Origin of the sequence: Inquilinus ginsengisoli (genome assembly GCF_050434925.1) — a bacterium.
GTDB classification, from domain to species: domain Bacteria; phylum Pseudomonadota; class Alphaproteobacteria; order DSM-16000; family Inquilinaceae; genus Inquilinus; species Inquilinus ginsengisoli_B.
This window is the reverse complement of the sequence record NZ_JBNDJK010000001.1, coordinates 1,747,449-1,766,896: the sequence shown is the minus strand read 5'-3', so window position 1 is coordinate 1,766,896 and position 19,448 is coordinate 1,747,449. Positions and strand designations below refer to the sequence as shown.

The 19,448-nt window shown below is 67.2% G+C and carries 19 protein-coding genes and 1 pseudogene; 9 read left to right on the top strand and 11 right to left on the bottom strand.

Features of this window, described 5'->3' with window-relative positions; all coding sequences use genetic code 11:
• Positions 1-139: 139 nt before the first annotated feature.
• From QFZ27_RS08635 to QFZ27_RS08620, 4 genes are all read right to left on the bottom strand, one after another.
• The gene (locus QFZ27_RS08635) at positions 140-400 is read right to left on the bottom strand and encodes a ribosomal protein L7/L12 (protein ID WP_429225760.1); all 261 of its coding nucleotides are present in this window, start codon (positions 398-400) and stop codon (positions 140-142) included.
• Positions 401-988: 588 nt separating this feature from the next.
• Positions 989-2,032, bottom strand: a complete 1,044-nt coding sequence (locus QFZ27_RS08630; protein ID WP_429225758.1) for a tyrosine-type recombinase/integrase — start codon at positions 2,030-2,032, stop codon at positions 989-991.
• A 20-nt stretch (positions 2,033-2,052) separates the two neighbouring features.
• Positions 2,053-2,235 (bottom strand): hypothetical protein, encoded by a 183-nt coding sequence (locus QFZ27_RS08625; RefSeq protein WP_429225756.1) that lies wholly within the window; start codon positions 2,233-2,235, stop codon positions 2,053-2,055.
• Positions 2,236-2,427 carry a hypothetical protein gene (locus QFZ27_RS08620; RefSeq protein WP_429225755.1) on the bottom strand — a complete coding sequence of 64 codons (192 nt, stop codon included), beginning with the start codon at positions 2,425-2,427 and terminating at the stop codon, positions 2,236-2,238.
• 302 nt (positions 2,428-2,729) lie between these two features.
• On the opposite strand from QFZ27_RS08620, the pseudogene QFZ27_RS08615 reads away from it, so the two are divergent.
• From QFZ27_RS08615 to QFZ27_RS08600, 4 genes and pseudogenes are all read left to right on the top strand, one after another.
• A pseudogene (locus tag QFZ27_RS08615) lies at positions 2,730-2,966 on the top strand (DUF4158 domain-containing protein); the annotation flags it as partial.
• Entirely contained in the window at positions 2,894-4,165 is a 1,272-nt protein-coding gene (locus tag QFZ27_RS08610; RefSeq protein ID WP_429232431.1) for a Tn3 family transposase, read from the top strand. The pseudogene QFZ27_RS08615 and the gene QFZ27_RS08610, both read left to right, overlap by 73 nt.
• A 122-nt stretch (positions 4,166-4,287) precedes the next feature.
• A complete protein-coding gene (locus QFZ27_RS08605) occupies positions 4,288-4,533 on the top strand; it encodes a recombinase family protein (protein ID WP_429225754.1) in 246 nt (81 codons plus the stop codon).
• Positions 4,530-4,679, top strand: coding sequence for a hypothetical protein (locus QFZ27_RS08600; RefSeq protein ID WP_429225753.1), 150 nt, complete (start codon positions 4,530-4,532; stop codon positions 4,677-4,679). The genes QFZ27_RS08605 and QFZ27_RS08600 overlap by 4 nt, the downstream gene beginning before the upstream one ends.
• A 468-nt stretch (positions 4,680-5,147) precedes the next feature.
• Here the strand turns inward: QFZ27_RS08600 and QFZ27_RS08595 are convergent, their stop codons facing one another.
• Entirely contained in the window at positions 5,148-6,155 is a 1,008-nt protein-coding gene (locus QFZ27_RS08595) for an AraC family transcriptional regulator (protein WP_429225751.1), read from the bottom strand.
• Between the two features lie 704 nt (positions 6,156-6,859).
• Here QFZ27_RS08595 and QFZ27_RS08590 point away from each other — a divergent pair.
• On the top strand, positions 6,860-8,503 hold the full coding sequence (locus QFZ27_RS08590) for a calcium-binding protein (protein ID WP_429225750.1): 1,644 nt from the start codon (positions 6,860-6,862) through the stop codon (positions 8,501-8,503).
• Between the two features lie 113 nt (positions 8,504-8,616).
• Entirely contained in the window at positions 8,617-10,953 is a 2,337-nt protein-coding gene (locus tag QFZ27_RS08585) for a beta strand repeat-containing protein (RefSeq protein WP_429225749.1), read from the top strand.
• Positions 10,954-11,099: 146 nt separating this feature from the next.
• On the opposite strand, the gene QFZ27_RS08580 is transcribed toward QFZ27_RS08585, so the two are convergent.
• On the bottom strand, positions 11,100-12,212 hold the full coding sequence (locus QFZ27_RS08580) for a tyrosine-type recombinase/integrase (RefSeq protein ID WP_429225748.1): 1,113 nt from the start codon (positions 12,210-12,212) through the stop codon (positions 11,100-11,102).
• Positions 12,209-12,376 (bottom strand): hypothetical protein, encoded by a 168-nt coding sequence (locus tag QFZ27_RS08575; protein ID WP_429225747.1) that lies wholly within the window; start codon positions 12,374-12,376, stop codon positions 12,209-12,211. The genes QFZ27_RS08580 and QFZ27_RS08575 overlap by 4 nt, the downstream gene beginning before the upstream one ends.
• 70 nt (positions 12,377-12,446) lie before the next feature.
• Between QFZ27_RS08575 and QFZ27_RS08570 the strand changes: the two genes are divergently transcribed.
• Positions 12,447-12,623: a hypothetical protein gene (locus QFZ27_RS08570; protein ID WP_429225745.1), complete on the top strand. Its 177-nt coding sequence runs from the start codon at positions 12,447-12,449 to the stop codon at positions 12,621-12,623.
• Between the two features lie 450 nt (positions 12,624-13,073).
• Here the strand turns inward: QFZ27_RS08570 and QFZ27_RS08565 are convergent, their stop codons facing one another.
• Positions 13,074-13,886 (bottom strand): LuxR family transcriptional regulator, encoded by an 813-nt coding sequence (locus tag QFZ27_RS08565; protein ID WP_429225744.1) that lies wholly within the window; start codon positions 13,884-13,886, stop codon positions 13,074-13,076.
• Positions 13,887-14,631: 745 nt separating this feature from the next.
• Here QFZ27_RS08565 and QFZ27_RS08560 point away from each other — a divergent pair.
• Positions 14,632-15,669, top strand: coding sequence for a GDP-L-fucose synthase family protein (locus QFZ27_RS08560; protein ID WP_429225743.1), 1,038 nt, complete (start codon positions 14,632-14,634; stop codon positions 15,667-15,669).
• Positions 15,670-15,734: 65 nt separating this feature from the next.
• On the opposite strand, the gene QFZ27_RS08555 is transcribed toward QFZ27_RS08560, so the two are convergent.
• Entirely contained in the window at positions 15,735-15,950 is a 216-nt protein-coding gene (locus QFZ27_RS08555; RefSeq protein WP_429225741.1) for a response regulator, read from the bottom strand.
• Between the two features lie 243 nt (positions 15,951-16,193).
• Here QFZ27_RS08555 and QFZ27_RS08550 point away from each other — a divergent pair, with 243 nt between their 5' ends.
• Positions 16,194-16,781 (top strand): LabA-like NYN domain-containing protein, encoded by a 588-nt coding sequence (locus QFZ27_RS08550; protein ID WP_429232430.1) that lies wholly within the window; start codon positions 16,194-16,196, stop codon positions 16,779-16,781.
• 289 nt (positions 16,782-17,070) lie between these two features.
• Here QFZ27_RS08550 and QFZ27_RS08545 read toward each other — a convergent pair whose 3' ends face one another.
• Both QFZ27_RS08545 and QFZ27_RS08540 read right to left on the bottom strand, forming a co-directional pair.
• Positions 17,071-17,448 carry a MucR family transcriptional regulator gene (locus QFZ27_RS08545; RefSeq protein WP_429225739.1) on the bottom strand — a complete coding sequence of 126 codons (378 nt, stop codon included), beginning with the start codon at positions 17,446-17,448 and terminating at the stop codon, positions 17,071-17,073.
• Positions 17,449-17,816: 368 nt separating this feature from the next.
• The gene (locus QFZ27_RS08540; RefSeq protein ID WP_429225737.1) at positions 17,817-19,058 is read right to left on the bottom strand and encodes an MFS transporter; all 1,242 of its coding nucleotides are present in this window, start codon (positions 19,056-19,058) and stop codon (positions 17,817-17,819) included.
• Positions 19,059-19,448 lie beyond the last annotated feature (390 nt).

Below are 19,448 nucleotides of genomic sequence, written 5' to 3'. Positions count from 1 at the left end.
TGTGCGGCTGCATCTCTCTCGTGGATAGCGATCTGGGAACGGGTCCTAGATTGTAGGTGGGGGCCGCGCTTTGGCACACTGGGCGGATGGTTTGGCAAACTCATCCGCCCTTATGCAGAACACCGCTTCGTTCTGACGGCTATTGCAACTTGACCGTTGCACCCGCGCTCTCGAATTTCTCCTTCACCTCCTCAGCGTCGGCTTTGCTTATCTGCTCCCTGATTGTTCTCGGCAGGCTCTCGACAAGTTTCGTTGCTTCTTTCAGGGTCAGGCCGGTGATCTCCCTCACTGCCTTAATAGCGCCAACGCTATTGGGGCCAACCTCAACCAGTATAACATCAAATGCTGTCTGTATCGGATCCTGATCGGCGACAGGTCTATTGCTCGCGTTTTGAGCCATCTGAGTTGTCCTTTGGAAAGTAGAGAAACAACTATCTGGCGCTGAGTTGAATCTGGCAAGAGGAATCCGATACACGACAACCCGAGTCCACCGACAATAGGATCGATGCTATAGACGATTTGCGTATAGAACGTGCCGGAAGAACGATCGATCCCTACGGCGTAACCCCATCCGCTGGCCATGGCCGCTCCCCTGGAGCCTGTGTTGAGCGTACCACCCGGCCGCAGGCTTTCCGGCCGCGCAGGCGGTCAATGTCGTCGACGGAACGGACGGGCTTCTTTCCGCGGCGTCGCTCGCATTTCCAATCGTCGTCTTGAAACAGGAAAATATGGGCAAAGGCGCGCCTTGAATGGTCGACGGTATACCAGAGCGGGCGGAGCCGCGAAATGACCCGATTGCGCCTGCCGGCCGGCTCACGGTTCCACGCGACAAAAGCTCAGACTCTGCGGACGGTCGGCCACTCGACATCAAGCTCAACCTGGAACGCTCCAGTGCTGCCGACCGCGTTCTGCCCGATATCGGACCATCGGAGAGGCGCAGCGTCGACACCGCGTCTGCAGTCAGCAATGGGGACGAACCTTACTTCGGCTACTCGCTCAACAGCTTGTCCGTGAAATTTCCCACCCACAAACTCGAATGCCGCCGGTAGCCGCGGGCGGTGCGCGCGTCCTTCCAGCGGCCGTGCTGCATCGCGGCCTCGAGCGGCACGCCCTTGCGGTCGGCGGCGGTCATCATGCCGGCGCGCAGGCTGTGCCCAGAAAACTCCCCCTCCGCCAGCCCGGTCCCCTTGATCACCCGCTTGACCAGCCGGGCGACGGTCTTGCTGTCGATCGGCTGCAGCCGGCCGTCGATTCCATAGGTCAGGTGTCCGCCGCGGTCGATCCGGCAGAACAGCGGCCCGGGCGTGTCGCCCCGCGCCGCGAGCCAGGCCGAGACCGCGGTGGCGGCGCAGAGCGGCGAACTCGGCACGGCCTGGATGCCGACCTCGTCGCCGCGGCGCTCCTGGTCGGTCTTGGAGCCGGCCACGAACAGCACCAGCCCCTCGGGCGTGAAGCTCAGGTCGCGCAGGTCGAAGCCGGCCAGTTCGGAGCGGCGGAAGCCGCCGGCGAAGCCGGTCAGCAGCAGCGCGCGGTCGCGCAAACGGCGCTTTGGGTCGGGTGCCGTCTCCGGAACTAGCAGCAGCATCACCGCCCGCAGATTCTCCTCAAGCAGCGCCGCCTTCCGCGAGGGCCGCACGCCCTTGGTTCGGCGCAGGCCGGCGAGGAAGGCCTGGAACTGGGCGTCGTCGAACGACAGGGGACGGCCGAGCCGGCGCCGGACCTCGAGCACGGCGGCGCGCCGCAGCTCGAGGGTGGAGAGCTTCCGGGTCTCCGACAGGGCGGTGAGGTGCATTGCCAGCCAGGGCGCGTCGGCGCGTTGCGGATCGAGGCCGAAGCCGAGGCACCATTCGCTCCATTGCCGCCAGGCCGAACCATAGGCCTTCCGGGTGTTGGCCGAGAGCGAGGCCTCGACCAGGGCGTCGGCGCGCTCGGCCACGCGGCGGATCGCGGCGATCTGCGCCTCGGTGAGGGCGGCGTCCGGCAGCACCGTCATCGTCGCGAGCGGATCCGTCGCGGCACGATCGTCCAGCATGGCCCCCTCCCCTTCCCCGCTCACGGACCCGACAAGGCGCGCGACCACAGCATCTCGACCGGATGGAACCGGACCAGCGCGATCTTGTGCAACACCGTCGGCCGCGGCTGCCCGGCCGCGATCGCGTTCCCGACCGCCGCGGGCCCCGCGGCCAAGCGCAGGCCCGCGGGGCTCAAGCCCCCGCCGAGCGTGACGTGCGGCACCTAGGCCTCGGCCAGATAGTGGGCCCAGCAGCGCGGTCCTGACGCCCAGGTCGCTTCGTGATAGGCGCGGTGCAGGGCGAGCAGCTCGGCCGAGACCACCGGCGCCGCGAACAGGACGGCGGCCGGCCCTGGGAACAGGCCCAGGCTCGCCAGCTGGACGGCGATCGCCGGCTGTGCTTGGGGGAACCTCAAGGTTTTACCGCCAATGCACCTTTCGCCGGACAAAACAGGAACACAGCCCGGTGACGGGCGACAGCACGAAAGTGAAGACAACGTGCGGCCGACAGCAACGGAGGATAGTCGATCTGGCCGGAATGGAGGCTGAAGGCCGGCGTTTGGAGGTGCCTGTTTGTAGCTCCGTTGCCATGTAGGTTCCGAATTCGTCGCCGCACCGTCTTGTTTCCATCCCTTTCGGACAACGGCGGACCATTCCCGCTGGACTCACTGCCGGCGCTGGGCTGGTCTGAACCGATCGCTCTCTGCCGAGATTCTCCATGGCGCGGTACAATCTGTTGACCGACGACGAGCGGCATCGGCTCTTCGACATTCCGACCGACCGGGCGGCGCTGATCCGGCACTACACGCTCGCCCCGGAGGAGTTGGAGTTCGTCCTGGCCCGGCATGGCGATAGAAATCGCCTTGGCGTTGCCGTGCAGCTCTGCCTGCTGCGGCATCCGGGCTTCGGCCTGCGAGACTGGGAAGCAGTGCCGGACGAGGTGCTGCGCTATCTCGCGATGCAGCTCGCCGTTCCGGCAGAGGTCTACCGCGACTACGGGCGTCGGCGGCAATCCTCGCCGACGCCATCAACCTCGGGCCCAACCGGATGGCCGAGGCCTCCGCCGGCGTTACCGCCCGACAGATCGGCTGGTGCCGCCAGTTCCATGCCCATGACCCGGCGTTCAAGGCCGGCGTTGCCCGGATCATCGACGCCCAACTGGTGCATCCCTACGCCCGGATCTGGGGTGACGGCGCGACCTCGTCTTCCGACGGCCAGTTCTTCCCCGCCGCGGGCCGCGCCGGCAAGCGCAGCGACGTCAACACCCATTACAGCAGCGGACCTGGCGGCAAGTTCTACACCTGGGTCTCCGATCAGCACGGGCACTATCACATCCTGCCGATCGGCGTCACCGAGAGCGAGGCCGCCTATGTGCTGGACGGCATTTACGGCCATGCGTCCCAGCTGGACATCACCGAGCACTATGTCGACACTGGCGGCGCCACCGACCATGTCTTCGCCCTATTCGCGGTGCTGGGCCGGCGCCTGGTGCCGCGGCTGCGCAACCTGAAGGACTGGAGCCTCTACGCCTTCGCCAGCAGCGAACCTGACACACTCTTGCGTCAGCATATCGGCGGCCGGATCGACGAGCGCGCGATCCGCGAGGCCTGGGACGAGGTGCTGCGCATCGGCCTGTCGATCGAGGACCGCGAGGTGGCGCCATCGGTGGTGCTGAAGAAGCTGGCGGCGCTGCCGAAGACCAATCTGTTGTTCAAGGCCCTGCGCGAGATCGGCCGGATCGAGCGCACCCTGTTCATGATCGAGTGGTATTCCAGCCCGGCGCTGCGGGCCCGCTGCCGGGCCGGGTTGAACAAGGGCGAGGCCGGGCACAAGCTGACCCGGGCGGTGTTCTTTCACGAGCGCGGCGAGATCCGCGATGCCTCCTTCGAGAGCCAGGCGTTCCGGGCCTCGGCCCTCAACCTGGTGGTCAGCGCTATCATCCTGTGGAACACCGTCTACCTGTCGCGGGCGGTCGACCAGCCGCGCGCCGAAGGCCACGACCTACCGGACGCGATCCTGCGCCATGTCTCGCCGCAGATCTGGGAGCACATCAACCTGACAGGCACCTACGACTGGAACCGCCAGGATCTCCCGCCCAGCGGCGCCTTCCGCCCCCTGCGCAGGACGGCGACCAACGTCCCGGCCGCAGCATGACCTCCTCCGCGGAAATCCAATGAGGTTGCCGGTTTGTTCATGGATTCCGGACGCCTACGTCCTACTCTTGTAGCGACCCCAAGAAGAGCTTCGCTATTCAGCGGTGCGCCGCCGTCGTCGTTATGATCAACTCGATCCAGGGCTTCGGCCGCTCGCTACCGCACCTGATCGAGACCGTGAACGCGTTGGAGGCTCAGGGCGTCGGCTTCCGCTCCCTGACGGAGGCGATTGACACCACCACACCTGGCGCCTGGCTCATCTTCCACATCTTCGGCGCCCTCGGGCAGTTCGAGCGCGACCTCATCCGGGAACGGACCCGCGCCGGTCTCGCCGCCGCGGCCGCCGGGGCGGACGGAAGCCGGTGGTGACGGAGGAGAAGCTCCACCGGGCCAGGACGCTCATCGCCCAGGGCCTCACGGTTCGCGAGGCCGCGGCACGGATCAAGGTGGGCAAAACCGCGCTGTATGCGACGCTCGGCGAAGAGACCGTGGACGCCTCTGATCGCTCGACCTGAAGGGTTCCGCGTACGTTCTCGCGAACCGGACAATCTGATCACTTTCGTGTCGTGGCCCCGTCTACAGACTCGAGTGCCGGCGGTAGATCCGGGCCGCGGCGTAGCTCCTCCAGCGCCCGTGCTCCATCGCTTGTTCGAAGGGCACGCCGAGCCGGTCCGCCGCGGTCATCATCCCGGCCCGCAGGCAGGTGGCCTGCGGGCCCGGTCTCGCAGTGACCGCCGCTATTGACCGGATCCGGAAACCCATTCCGGCGCATCGGCCCCATATGGCACGAAACGCGATATGGCGCCGCGAACATTCCCGCCGCCGCTAAGTAACCTATCATCAGGTCGGCCAGGTACAGCACGGGGGAGAACCGGGGCGTGCCACCCTCGCCCTTTGCCACGGAATCCAGAGACGACTTGGCCGTTCTGATGGAAGCCGCTTGAACCGAGAGGTCATTGGTTGCCCGCGTGGGGATGCGGGACTCAGCGCCAACGGCGGAAGGTGGTGCTGGGGCTTTCGCCGAAGCGCTGCTTGTAGGCGACCGAGAACTTGCCGAGATGGCCGAAGCCCCATTGCAGGGCGATGTCGGTCACCGAACTGCGCTGCGGATCGGCCGACAGCAGGGCCTCGTGCACCCGCTGCAACCGCAGCTCCCGTAGATAGGCCATCGGCGTGGTGCCGCGGTATTGCTGGAAGCCGGCCTGAAGGCTGCGGGCGCTGACCCCGGCCTGGGCCGCAAGCTCGGCGACCGACAGCGGCTGGTCGAGATTGGCCTCGATATAGGCCTCGGCACGCTTGACGTAGAACGGCGCCAGCGTCGCCTGCGGCTGCTGAAACAGCTCGCTGTGGTTGTGCGGCTGGCCGAGCAGCAGGGTGGTCATCATCAGCTGCTCGAACTGCGCCGCGGCCAGCGGCGAGCGCAGCAGGAGGTTCTCCTGCTCGATCGCCGCCTGCATATGATGCATCAGCTGCAGCCAGTCCCGGCCGGCGCCGCCGGTCAGGTCGAAGCCGAGCTCGAATTCCAGCGGGCGGCGCAGCTCGCGGCCCAGCAGCGCCTCGCAATGCCGCGCCAGCCGGTGGCGATCGATGCGCAGCACGAACTTCTCGCAGTCGTGGCTGTAATGGATCCGGGTCGGCAGGTGCGGCGCCAGCACCGTCGCCAGCGTCGGCGTCGAGATCACCGACTGGCGGCCGCTGGTGGTCTTGGAATGGCCGGTCAGCGGGGTCTCGATCAGCACACCGTTGGTCGCCAGGGTCTCGTGCCGGTCGATCATGACATCGACGCCGTAGCGCAGTTGGACCAGCCGCAGCCCGCCGATCTCGCCGAACTTGTTATGGGCGTCGAAGGGCCTGGGCCGACCGATGCGCTCGATCCCGTGCGGCTCGATGGAGCCGGAGACCGCAGCCCGGATCTCGTCGAGCTCGGTGACCCTCTGCGCCGCAACCTGCCATGCCCCCGGCGCCGCAGCCGGATCAGCCGCGGCGGACACCGCGTCCCCGCATCAACCACCCCCCGCGCCGTCCGGCATGTGACCCGCCGGTGCGAACGCGACTGAAAATACGACCATATGCAGATCGACGCTAACATCGCCGCGGTTCCGGAGCAATCGCTGCGCAAAAGGGATAGCGGCCGGGGCGGGGGCGGTCGCCATACTATCCCGCCGGACGGCGGGCCGGCCCCCGAGTCCCTGCGGTCAGGCGGCCCGGAAGACCAGATTTCGGGCACGAAGATGGCCGAGGCAAGGCCCTCCCGCGGTGTTTGCAAACGAACATTCCTGCGTTTCCGGACCAGGGATTGCGCAAAAGGGATAGCGACCAATCCCGGTTTTGCCGTTTATTGCGGATGTCGCCGCGATGGAGCTCGGCGGCACTCGAACAAGAGACGATCATCGCCCTTGGGACCGCATGCAGCGCGCATGCCCTTGGGGACACTGGGCCGACCGGCCGTCGCGAAGCCGGCCGGCAAATGCGGCCCCGACGGGCCGCGGCGACCGCGGACAGGGCGGCTGGAGACGTCGTCAACGACGGGCACGCGTCCGCGGCCGGAGCACTCGATCGACGAGGAGCCCGGCGATTTTCCAGCAGCAGATTTCTGGGTGGACCGCGCTTCGGGGGGCCGAAGGCGCGGCTGCGCAACCAAGCGGCGTTCGATCGGTGGGGCCGACGAGAGCCGTCTTTTCGAAGGGGAACCTCCATGGCGTTCATTCAAGGCAACGACGGCGACGACGATCTCGCCGGCACCGAGACCGCCGATACGATTTTTGGCCTCGGCGGCGACGACGTTCTCTACGGGGCGGGCGGCGGCGACGTCCTGCACGGAAACGAGGGCAATGACGTCCTGGCCGGTGGCGCCGGCGCGGACACGCTGCAGGGCGGTCCTGGCATCGACACGCTCAATGGCGGCGAGGGCGACGACGCCTTGTCCGGTGGGGTCGGGGCCGACACGCTGAACGGCGGCGACGGCATCGATTGGATCCACTACATCGGCTCGTCGGGTGGGGTGACCATCACCATCGGCAGCATCGGTTCTGGCGGCGACGCTCAGGGCGACGCGATCGGCGCCGATATCGAGAACATCACCGGCAGCGATTTCGGCGACGTCCTGTTTGGGTCGGCGGCCGCCAACGAGCTGAAGGGCAGCCTCGGCGCCGATTATCTGACCGGCCTGGCCGGCAACGATACGCTCGACGGCGGCGCCGGCGACGACGTTCTGCTGGGTGGAGCCGGTGGGGATACGCTGATCGGCGGCACTGGTATCGACACCATCGACTACAACGGCCGGGCGGCGGTGACGGTGAACCTGACGACGCTGACCGCTGCTGGCGGCGATGCCCAGGGCGACGTGATCGGCGCCGGCATCGAGAACATCCGCGGCACCGGCACCTTCGACGATGTCCTGACCGGCTCGTCGCTCGCCAATGTCCTCGGCGGCTATGGCGGGCATGACACGCTGAGCGGCCTGGGTGGCGCCGACACGCTGAACGGGATGGTCGGCAACGACGTGCTCCGCGGCGGGGAGGGGGCCGACGTGCTGAGCGGCGGCGACGGCATCGACACCGCGAGCTACTTCACCAGCTCGACTGCGGTCTCGGTCAGCCTCGCCACCGGCAAGGGCAGCGGCGGCGAAGCCCAGGGCGACATCCTGACCGGGATCGAGACGCTCTCCGGCAGCCAGGGCGGCGATACCCTGGCCGGGGACGGCGGCGCCAATACGCTGCAGGGCTGGAACGACAATGACGTGCTCCGCGGCGGGGCGGGGGCCGACGTGCTGGACGGCGGCGCCGGCATCGACACCGCCAGCTACTATGAGAGCGCGGTCGGAGTTGCGGTCGGTCTCGATACCGGCACCGGCAACGACGGTGATGCCGAGGGCGATACTTTGATCGGGATCGAGAACCTTTCCGGCAGCCAAGGTAACGACGGCCTGGTGGGAAATTCCGGTGCCAATGTGCTGCAGGGCTGGAACGGAACCGACGTGCTGCAAGGGTTGGCAGGCAAGGATACGCTGAGCGGCGGCGGCGATGCCGACAAGTTCTACTTCACCGCCATCGGCGACAGCGGGGTCGGTCCCAATGCGGACGTCATCACCGACTTCAGCCATGCCCAGGCCGACAGCATCGATCTGAGCGTCATCGACGCCAGCACCGCCGCTGCTGGCGACCAGGCCTTCAGCTTCATCGGCAGCGCGCTGTACACCGGCGTGGCCGGTCAACTGCGTTTTGCCGTGGCCGGCGGCGTCACCACCATCGCCGGCGACGTCAACGGCGACAAGGTCAGCGACTTCCACATCCAGCTGACCGGGGCCATCGGCCCGGTGGCCTCCGACTTCGTGCTGTAGCGGCACTTTCGGGACGGACCGCGCATCGGGGGGCCGATTGCGCGGATGCGCAACCACGCGGCGCTCGATCGGTGGGGCCGACGAGAGCCGCTCGACTTCGAAGGGGAACTTCCATGGCCATCCTCAATGGCGACGACAACGCCAACGACCTCGACGGCACCCAGGCCGCCGATACGATCCACGGCCTCGGCGGCGACGACTCGCTGTCCGGGTTGGAGGGCGATGACGCCCTGTACGGAGGGGCCGGCAACGACCTTCTCGTCGGCGGCGCCGGCGCAGACACGCTGATCGGCGGCGAGGGCATCGACACGGTCAGCTTCAAGTTCGACGGCATGTTCGGCGTGAGCGTCGGCATCGGCGGCTTCCCCGGCAACGGCGGCCATGCCCAGGGCGACGTGATCGGCGACAGCGTCGAGAACCTCGAGGGCACGCTCAACAACGACGACATTCTGACCGGCTCCGACACGGCCAATGTGCTGACCGGCTTCGGCGGCGAAGACTACCTGGACGGCAAGGCCGGCAACGACACGCTCAACGGCGGTGCAGGCGATGACGACCTGTTCGGCGGCGCCGGGGCCGACACGCTGAACGGCGGCACCGGCATCGACTGGATCCACTACTTCGGCTCGTGGGTCGGGGTGAACGTCACCATCGGCAGCACCGGCAACGGGGGCAATGCCCAGGGCGACGTGATCGGCGCCGATATCGAAAGCATCACCGGCAGCGATGGCAACGACGTCCTCACGGGGTCGGCGGCGGCCAACGAGCTGAAGGGCGACGGCGGCGCCGACACGCTGATCGGCCTGGGCGGCAACGACACGCTCGACGGCGGCGCCGGCGACGACTATTTGCGGGGTGGAGCCGGCGCGGACACGCTGATCGGCGGCGCCGGCATCGACACCATCGATTATGACGGACCGGCGGCGGTGACGGTGAACCTGACGACACTGACGGCGTCGGGCGGCGACGCCCAGGGCGATACCATCGGCGCCGATATCGAGAACATCATGGGCACCGGCAGCTACAACGACGTCCTGACCGGCTCGGCGGTCGCCAATGTCCTCACCGGCTATGGCGGGAATGACACGCTCGATGGCGTCGGCGGAGCCGACACATTGAACGGATTGAGCGGCAACGACGTGCTCCGCGGCGGGGAGGGCGCCGATGCGCTCGACGGCGGGACCGGCATCGATACGGCCAGCTACTACACCGGTTCGATCGGGATCATCGCCTACCTCGGCGGCGGCACCGCCAGCGGGGGCGAGGCCGAGGGCGACACGTTGACCGGCATCGAGAACCTCTCCGGCAGCCAGGGCAACGACAATCTCGCCGGGAGCGTCGGCGCCAACACGCTGCAGGGTTGGGGCGGCGATGACGTGCTTCGCGGCGGCGTCGGGGCCGATGTGCTGGACGGTGGCGCCGGGATCGACAGCGTCAGCTATGCCGAGAGTGTCGCCGGGGTCACGGTCGACCTCGCCGCCGTCACCGCTGGCGGGGGCGATGCCGCGGGCGACACGCTGATCGGCATCGAGAATGTCCAGGGCGGGCAGGGGAACAATACCCTGACCGGGAACGGCGGCGCCAATACGCTGTGGGGCTCGATCGGCGACGACGTGCTCCGCGGCGGCGGCGGGGCCGATCATCTCGTGGGTAGCGCCGGCATCGATACGGCCAGCTACTACACTGGCGCGGCCGGGGTCACGGTCGACCTCACCGCCGGCACCGGCAGCGGCGGCGATGCCGCGGGTGACACCCTGAGCGGGATCGAGAACCTCTCCGGCAGCCAGGGCCACGACATCCTCGCCGGCAACGGCGACGCCAACAAGCTGCAGGGCTGGAACGGCGACGACGTGCTCCGCGGTGGGGAAGGAGCAGACGCGCTCGACGGTGGCGCCGGCATCGACACCGCGAGCTACTATGAAAGCGCGGTTGGAGTTTCGGTCAGCCTCGCCAGCGGCCTCGGCTTCGCCGGCGCCGCCCAGGGCGACACCCTGACGGGGATCGAGAATCTCTCCGGCAGCCAAGGCCATGACGAGCTGCTGGGGAACGCCAGCGCCAATGTGCTGCAGGGCTGGGGCGGCAATGACGGCCTCGCCGGCGGGGCCGGCAAAGACACGCTGAGCGGCGGTGCCGGTGAGGACACGTTTTACTTCTTCACCCTCGGCGACAGCGGCGTGGGGATCAATGCCGATGTCATCACCGACTTCAGCCACGCCCAGTTCGACCGCATGGACCTGCATCTGGTCGACGCCAATACCAGCGTCTTCGGCGACCAGGCTTTCAGCTTCATCGGCAGCGCGCTGTACACTGGCGTGGCAGGCCAGCTGCGCTATGCGGTCAACGGCGGCGTTACCACCATTGCCGGCGACGTCAACGGCGACAAGGTCAGCGACTTCCACATCCAACTCACCGGCAATCTCGTTCTCGTCGCCAGCGATTTCGTACTCTAGAACATGAGCCCGATCCGATGGGCTCGGCCACCGGATCGGGGTTGGCTTGGCGGCTGGCCGGCTTGGAAATACAGGGTGAGCACGACCGAGACGCGCCAAATCCGGCCTCTTAGCGCGGTTCAATCATCAGGCCCGGCCATGATCCCCTACTCTGATTGGAGCAGCCTGCCCGTAAAATTCCCCGTCCACAGGCTCGAGTGCCGGCGGTAGATCCGGGCTGCCGCGTAGCTCTTCCAGCGCCCGTGCTCCATCGCCTGCTCGAAGGGCACGCCGAGCCGGTCCGCCGCGGTCATCATTCCGGCGCGCAAGCTGTGCGCCGAAAACTCCCCCGCCTCGATCCCGGTCCGGATCAGCACCCGCTTGACCAGGCGTGCGATCGTTGCCGGGTCGACCGGCAGCAGGCAGCCGTCGGCGCCGGGCACCAGGTTGCCGCCGCGGTCGAGCCGGCCGAACAGGGCCCCCGCGGTTTCGCCACGGACCTCGAGCCAGCGGCGCAGCGCGGTCACGGCGCACAGTGCCGAGCCGGGCACCGTCTCGATGCCGACCTCGGCGCCGTGGCGCTCCTGGTCGGCCTTGGAGCGGCCGACGAACAGCACCAGGCCCTCGGTGGTGAAGTTGACGTCACGGAGGCCGAAGGCGGCGAGCTCGGAGCGGCGAAAGCCGCCGGCGAAGCCGATCAGCAGCAGCGCCATGTCCCGCCGGGCCCGGCGCCCCTCCCCTGCCCCGCCGGCGAGCGCGGCGCCGGCCAGATCCGTATGCGTGCCTGGGGTCAGCACCAGGGAGGCGGCGCGGAGGTTCGGTTCGAGCAGCGCCGCCTTACGGGTCGGCCGCGCGCCTTTGGTCCGGCGCAGGCCCTTGAGGAACGCCTCGAACTCGGCGTCATCGAGCTGCAGCGGTCGCTTCAGCCGCTTGCGGATGGCCACCACCGCGGCGCGGCGCAGCAGGATGGTGCTGAGCGACCGTTTCTCGGAGAGTGCGGTCAGGTGCATGACCAGCCAGCGCTCGTCGGCCGCGGCCTCAGGGTTCTCGCCGGTGGGGTCGAGGCCGAAGCCGAGGCACCAGTCGCTCCAGGCCCGCCAGGCCTTACCGTAGGCAACGCGGGTGTTTTCGGAGTGGGACGCTTCGACCAACTGGTCGGCCTTCTGCGCCAGCCCCTTGATCTCTGCGATCTTCGCCTCGCTCAGGGCCGCCGGCCCCGCCGGCGGCGTCCAAGGCCTGGCCGCGGGCAACGCCACGGCGTCGTCGGCGAGGTCGGTCATGGCTGCAGCAGCGCGCGCAGCTGATCCAGCGCCGCCGCCTCGCGGAGCCGGGCGACGGCAGCCGCCATCGCCCCGGGGCTTCCGATCGCCAGCGCCTGGCGGAGTACCTCGTCCTCGGCCTGGCCGCGGCGCTCCGTGCGGTCGCGGTATTGGCGCATCGTCATCGCCGCTCCAGCACGGCGCGGCCAAGCGCGGTGACGACCAGCTGGTGCCGGCCCCCGGCCGCGGCGCCAGGTGTCCGGCCGCGATCGCCAGGCGCTGCAGGCGGTCGGGGGCGCGGCGGCCGTCCGCGCGATCGATGCGGGCGTCGGGATGGGCGATGCCGAGCTGCAGGACCGCAGGGAGGTCCGCCGCCGGCGCCGTCTGATCATCGTCCCGCATCATCGCCCTCCCGACTGGGCGCCGCCGTGATCCCCCGCGCGTCGCCCGGACACGATTCTACCCCACTCCGGTCGCGCAACAAACCGCCCAATGCGCGATAACTGCCATTATCGCTTGTTGTTTCAATGTCTTAGCTCACCGCCTTGGGGCGACCTCTCGCCAGAGGAGGGTCCAGATCCTCTAGGCGAAATGGGTTCAGATTTGTGGGTCGCCCGGCGGTCGAGACTGAGGGGACGAGACGACAGCTCTCCGCCCTTGCCTGCCGGGCCACCAAAGGGACAGGGCACACCAGGGCTACCGCCAGAGCAGAAACCGAAGCTGGGGCCCCCCAGTGGCGCCTCGCAAGCTCATCTAACGGTCTGAACCAGGCGGGAGGCAAGGGCGCCCCGCCGGCGTCGCCACCGGCCTGCGCGCCCCGGCCCATCAGGTAAGCGGAGCCGGAAGCAGGTGCCCGGATGCTTGGCGGGCGAGTGGGTTCTGCTAGACCAGCCGTGCGGACGACCTCGGGGCCGCCTTTGCCGCGTGCAGCTTGAAAGCGACCTCGGTCCGATTCCGGGCCTGCAGCTTCCGCATGATGCTGCGCGCGTGCACCTTCACGGTGCTTTCGCAGAGGTTCAGCTCATAGGCGATGATCTTGTTCGGCTTACCGCAGGCAATAGCTTCGGCGACTGCAGCCTGCCGCTCCGTTAGGCCGAACGCGCTTTCCGCATCCAGCGCAGGCTGCCGCTGCGCGCCGCCCGCGCCGAGGAGCGCGCTGGCCGGCACGAACACGCCGCCGGCGATCGCCAGCGACAGCGCTCCGATCGCGACGCTTAGGCTGACGCTGGTCGGGATATAGCCACGCGCGCCTTGGGACAGGATCTCGAGGACCTGGGAAGGATCCTCGCTGTCGCCCATCACGATCACCGGGATCGTCGGATACGCCTGGGTCAGGCTTTGCAGATCTGCCGACAGACCCGGATCGTCGCTGCCGGTTCCACCGATCCCGATCAGAATGGCCGACGCGCTGTGCCGGTTCTCGTCGGACAGCCAATCGCCGATCTCGGCATAGGCCCGGCTGCTGAACCCTGCCTCCGCCGCCCCAAGGGCGGTCGTCAGCAGCTCCCTTCCAAGGGCACGGCGATCGACGATCGCGATCGATGAAGTGGCGGGACGGTCGTCCGCGAGGGCCTGGAAGCATGAGTTGCCAGTCGGCGTGAGACCCCAAGCGCCTTCCGCCTCCGGCTGAGGCGTCTGATTCATTGCCGAGGTGGGTTCACCTGCATCGCGATTTTCTTGTCTGTAGGCAAGCATAGCCTCTCCTGTTCCGGCAGGCGACCTGCCGTGACAAATGCTTTCTATTTATCTCCTCGGATCCGATCGGAACGGCCAGAGTCAACCAAAGTGGCTCCGCAGCCGATCGACAATACTCGCCATGTCCCGAGCCATGTTTCCCCGGTGGGATCTGCAATTACTTACTTCATAGCAGTCTATGTAGGAACGCCAAACGAGGCGGCGACGTCAAGTGCGAATGGTAAAATTTTAGGATAAATCGTTCGGATGAGCATCCGCCTTTCGGAGCAATCGACCACTCCTGGGAGCGCGCCCGCCTGCTCGCGGTCCCCGGCTAATCACGTTCCCCGCTTTGCCTGTAAATCGGCAAGGGATCCCGACGCCGATCGGCACGCTAAGTGCCGGGCTTCGCGCGATATTCAGGGGTCACGACCTGGCGCCGAGTCACATCCCCTGTCGAGCGCCTGCGGCGGCAGGTCGGAGAAGACGCGCGTGACGTGCTTCCAGCGGCTCTGCCGCATCGCGTCCTCCCCTCCAAATGCCTTTTGATCGGCCGTGTCATGGCAAATCATTTCGGGCCCTCCCCGCGCCTCGCGACGCCATCTGCCAATCGTCGGAGGTGCTCATGCTCACACCATCGAGCATGCCGAAATGTGCTTTAGCATTAGGCACCGCCACCAAGCCGGAATGATATAGTTGGATTTGATGTAATTGCGAACAAATCGCAAGTATGACGAATGTCTCTGGTCGCGAGGTATACTTTCAAATGTCGAACAATTCGGCCGACGAGGTCTTGGATCTCCGCGGCAAGCGCGTCTGGGTCACGGGCCACAACGGCCTGGTCGGGTCGGCCATGGTGCGGCGGCTTGAGCAGGAGCAGTGCAGGGTGTTGGTGGCCGACCGGTCGACCGTCGACCTGACCTGCCAGGCCGCCACAGAGGCGTGGATGGAGCGGGAGCGGCCGCAGATCGTGTTCGCCGCGGCGGCGCGGGTCGGCGGGATCGTCGCGAACGCGACCTATCCCGCGGAGTTCCTGTACCAGAACCTGATGATCACGGCGAATGTGATCCATGGCGCACACCGCACCGGGGTCGAGAAGCTGCTCTATCTCGGATCGAGCAGCATCTATCCGCGCGACACCGCCCAGCCGATCCGCGAGGACCAGCTGCTGACCGGCTCCCTGGAGAAGACCAACGAGGGCTATGCGATCGCGAAGATCGCCGGCGTGAAGCTGGTCGAGACCTATGCACGCCAATACGGCTGCCGGTTCGTCGCGGCGATGCCGACCAACCTCTACGGCCCGAATGACAAATTCGATCTGGAGACGTCGCATGTGCTGCCGGGGCTGATCCGCCGGATCCATGAGGCGAAGGTCCAAGGCCACTCCACGGTCACGCTGTGGGGCTCGGGCCGGCCCCGGCGTGAGTTCCTGCACGTCGATGACCTCGCCGACGCCTGCGTCGCTCTGATCCAGTGCTACGAGCAGCCGACCCCGATCAACATCGGCGCAGGGTTCGATATCGCGATCGCCGATCTGGCCGCTCTGATCGCAGAGATCGTCGGCTACCAAGGTAGCTTGAACTTCGACACCAGCCGGCCGGACGGCACTCCGCGGAAGCTCCTCGACGTCAGCAAGATCACGTCGCTGGGCTGGGCTCCGAACACCGGCCTCCCCGAGGGCATCTGGACAACATACGAGCACTGGCTCGCCACAGGAGGCGGCTCGCCGCAGCCCATGCCCGGCAGCATGATGTCGCCTGACAGCATTGGTCGCGCCGCCGGCACACCGGCGATCGCTCACTGAATGCAGTGGCAAGCCTGCAGCATGGCTGCTGGAACGAGGCAACGGTGCGGGAGTGCACTATCGCTTCAGTGGCTCCGGATCGATGTCCAGTGCGGCCGGGTGATCCTCCCTTGATGGCAACGGAGGTCGATGCTCGACGAGCCGGCGAGGAACGGCGCCTCCTCGCCTGTGCCCACTGGACCACCGGTGCCATATCCCACCTCGCTGACGATCGCCTGCATCAGCATGGCGATCAGCAGCTCATCCTCGACGATGAGCACGCGGCGAATTCGAGCATTCACGACCAGCCCCTCCTCGTGCCAAAGAGAACGGTTCGCGTCGCCGACGGTTTCGGGACCGAGCGCATCGTCTGGAGAGGGAACTAATGCCTGCCACGGATACGACGCACGTCGACAAGAAACCTCCCATCCAGCCGATCTGGAGGTTTTCGGCTCATTCCTCGCGTGCTCTCAGTCGCTCGACGCCTACGCAAGGTCAGGCAGCGCACATCTGTCAGCGCGGGGGCACGAGAGGTACTGTCGGTGATGTTCTATAAGGAGGAACGGCTCGCGCTGTTCATCGACGGTGCGAGCCTTTATGGCGCGGGACGCGCTCTCGGCTTCGATATCGATTTCCGGCGGCTCTTCAATCTGTTTGCCAGGAAGGGACGCTTGGTCCGGGCCTTCTACTACACGACCGTGGTTGAGGATCAGGAGTATTCGCCACTGCGGCCGCTGATCGATTGGCTGGAGTATCACTCTTACACGACCGTGACCAAGCCGCAGCGGGAATATACCGATAGCCGCGATCGGCTTCGGATCCGGAGCTCCATTCACGTCGATCTCGCGATCGACGCGCTCAGGATGGCCGATCAGGTGGACCACATCATCCTGATGTCAGGCGACGGCGAGTTTCTGCGGCTGGTTGCCGCGATCCAACGCAGAGGGGTCCGCGTCACCGTCGCGTCGTCGCTTCAGACGAGCCCACCGCTCGTCTCGGACGAGTTGCGGCGCCAGGCCGACGGCTTCCTCGAAATCGCGGACCTCGTTCCCGAAATCCAGCGGCTGCGGTTGAGTGACCCGGACGCAGCCGCAGCCGACGACGAGGCTGACAAGGCCAAACGCGGCCGCTGAGCTGGCGGACGCCGGGCGGCGGAAGTGGAAGCACAATTCAACGTGCCGAGGCCCATCGGGTACGAAGGCGCAGGCGCGCCGACTTTTTTGGAATAGGGAATGCCTCACCGTCGTCCTGAGATTGGGAGCCGTTCAGCTCCCATTCCACTGGAACCCCTCCACCCCGCCTCGGCGGGGTACTTTTTTGCGGCGGAGCCTGAGGCAGAACGTTCGGCGACCAGGGCGGCCGATCCAGCTGTCGGGCACGATGAGCCGTAGAAAACCTCCTTGTACCGGCGCTGCGCCGCTGTCAACGACAGCGCGACCGGAACCGCTCACGAGGGGAGTCACCGATCCGGGTGCCTGCGCTAGAACCTCTGAGGCCTGGCGGTCCGGACCATGGAAACACCGCATCCTCTTCCGCGATGCGGCGGAGTTCAGCATCACTAGTATCGGCGCGGGATGGTGCCGTCGCCTCGAGCTGCCTCAGCTGCTGACCCTCAGTGCCCAGATTGCGGGATCCCCGATCGGCCAGATCGGATAAGGCCTTATGGACCTGCTGGATGAGTTCCGGCACCTGTGCCGCTGCAATCGCCCTCGTGCGGAGATGGGCGATCACGATTGCCACGGTCGCCTCGAACATATCGTCCGGCATCGCCGCCGCCTTGCCGACTTGATCGATGGCCATTGGCCTCCTCGCTACTGCCCCCTGAGCCCACCATTGCGAGACGTCCGGGAGGCGGTGCCTATTCCAGCGGGATGTCGAGAGCGATTGTCCGTATCATCGGCGCCACAGCACCCCGGCACCTGATTGGCTGATTCTCTCTTATCCGGGCATGAGCAGTGGAAGGCGGCGTCCGATGACCCGACGCCATCCGTCGAGTGATGGAATCCCGACGTGGCGGCGTGACCGCGGCGACGGGCACCAGAACTGGTGCCCTGAGGCAGAGTGGATCCGGGAGCGGCCACACCGGAGGTTCCGGCGGCGGAACCGGTGGCTTCAGTGGCGGCGCCGCAGCCGGCAGCGGCGGCTGATCCCACTGGCAGCGCACCCGATCAGCCGGGCCCGGCCGGCTCCCTCGGCAGTTCCAGCCGGGTTTCGGGCATCGCCATCGCGAACACCAGCGCGGCGATTGCGGCGACGAGGCTCAGCGTGAGGAAGGCGGCATCGAAGCCGAATGCATCGACCATCACCCCGGCGACCAGGCCGCTGATCGAGGCGCCGATGCCTGTCATCGTCGCCACCGCGCCCAGGGCCAAGTTGTAGTGGCCGGTGCCACGCACGAGGTCGGCGACGACCAGCGGCGTCAGGGCGGCATAGATGCCGAACCCGATTCCGTCCAAGAGTTGCGCCGCGATGAGCCAGCCAGTGTCGTGCGAGAGGGTGAACAGCACGGCGCGCACCGGCAGGACGGCGAAGCCGATCAGGAAGATCGGCTTGCGGCCCCAGCGGTCCGCCGTGTGGCCGACCAGGATCGAGATCGGCAGCATCACCGCCTGAGCCGCCACGATGCAGATAGACATCATCGCCGTCGCCCAAGCGGGATGGGCGAAAGCGAGCACCTGCCCGACCAGCGGCAGCAGCGGCGCGTTGGCGAAGTGGAACAGGAAGGCACAGATCCCGAACGCCACCAGCGGCTTGCACCCGAGCAGCACCCGCCAGCCGGGCCGGGCCGCGCGCCTCCGCGCCTTGCCGTCTGGATCCGCGGCACGGGCGAGATCGTGATCGATGGCCTGCGCCGGGATCGACAGCGTCGCCGCCGCCGCCAGCACGGCGAAGATCGGCACCAGCAAGAACACCGCCCGCTGGGAGAACCACCAGCCCATCGCGGCGGCTAACAGGGCGATCACCACATTTCCGGCGTGGTCGAAGGCCGCATTGCGCCCCGTCCGCTGCGCCAGCCGGCGACGCCCGATTAAGCCGAGGGTCAGGGCCGCGACGGCGGGATAGAAGATGTCGCCAACCACCGCAATCATCGTGGACGCGGCCAGGATCGACCAGAAGTCCGACCGGGCGAAGACGACGACCGCGCCCAGCGCCATCACCGCCAGGGCCAGAACGATGGCGCCGCGCTTGGCGCGGCTGCGGTCGATCACCGCGCCGATCGGGGTCTGCAGCGCCAGGGCCGCGACCCCGCTGACCAGGGTGACGACGCCGAGGGCCGACTGGCTCCAGCCCCGCTCGGTGACGAGATAGACGTTCAGATAGGGACCGACGGCCCCGCGCGCATCGGCCAGCAGGAAGTTGATCGCATCCAGCGAGCGCGGACTGAAGCAAGCCCGGGAAGCTGAAGCCACGTCGGATGTCCGGTCGGCGCTCACCATGGCAGCAGAACATCAGCCAGCGCCGGAAGGAACGCCGACAGCGGGGTGAGCCGAGCCAGTCGGGTCAGGGGCGACGATATCCGGCTGGCGAGGATCAGGAGAGGCTGGATTGTGGATCGGCTGGACGAAGCTGGTGGCATTGGCGATGAGGGCTCCGATGAGGAACGTGGAGAGTGGTGCGTCCCGCCCAGGGACGGGATCTGCACCACCGCGGTCACATCGTTTGACAACCAGGTGTCACGCCGATTCCAGCGATATGGATCAACGCGAATTGCCAACGGGGCGATCCCAGGCGGCCCGTTCGAGAGCGTTTCTCCTGTCCGGCCGGCCTGCGCAGCAACCGTTGCGCCGGAGCCTCCAAAC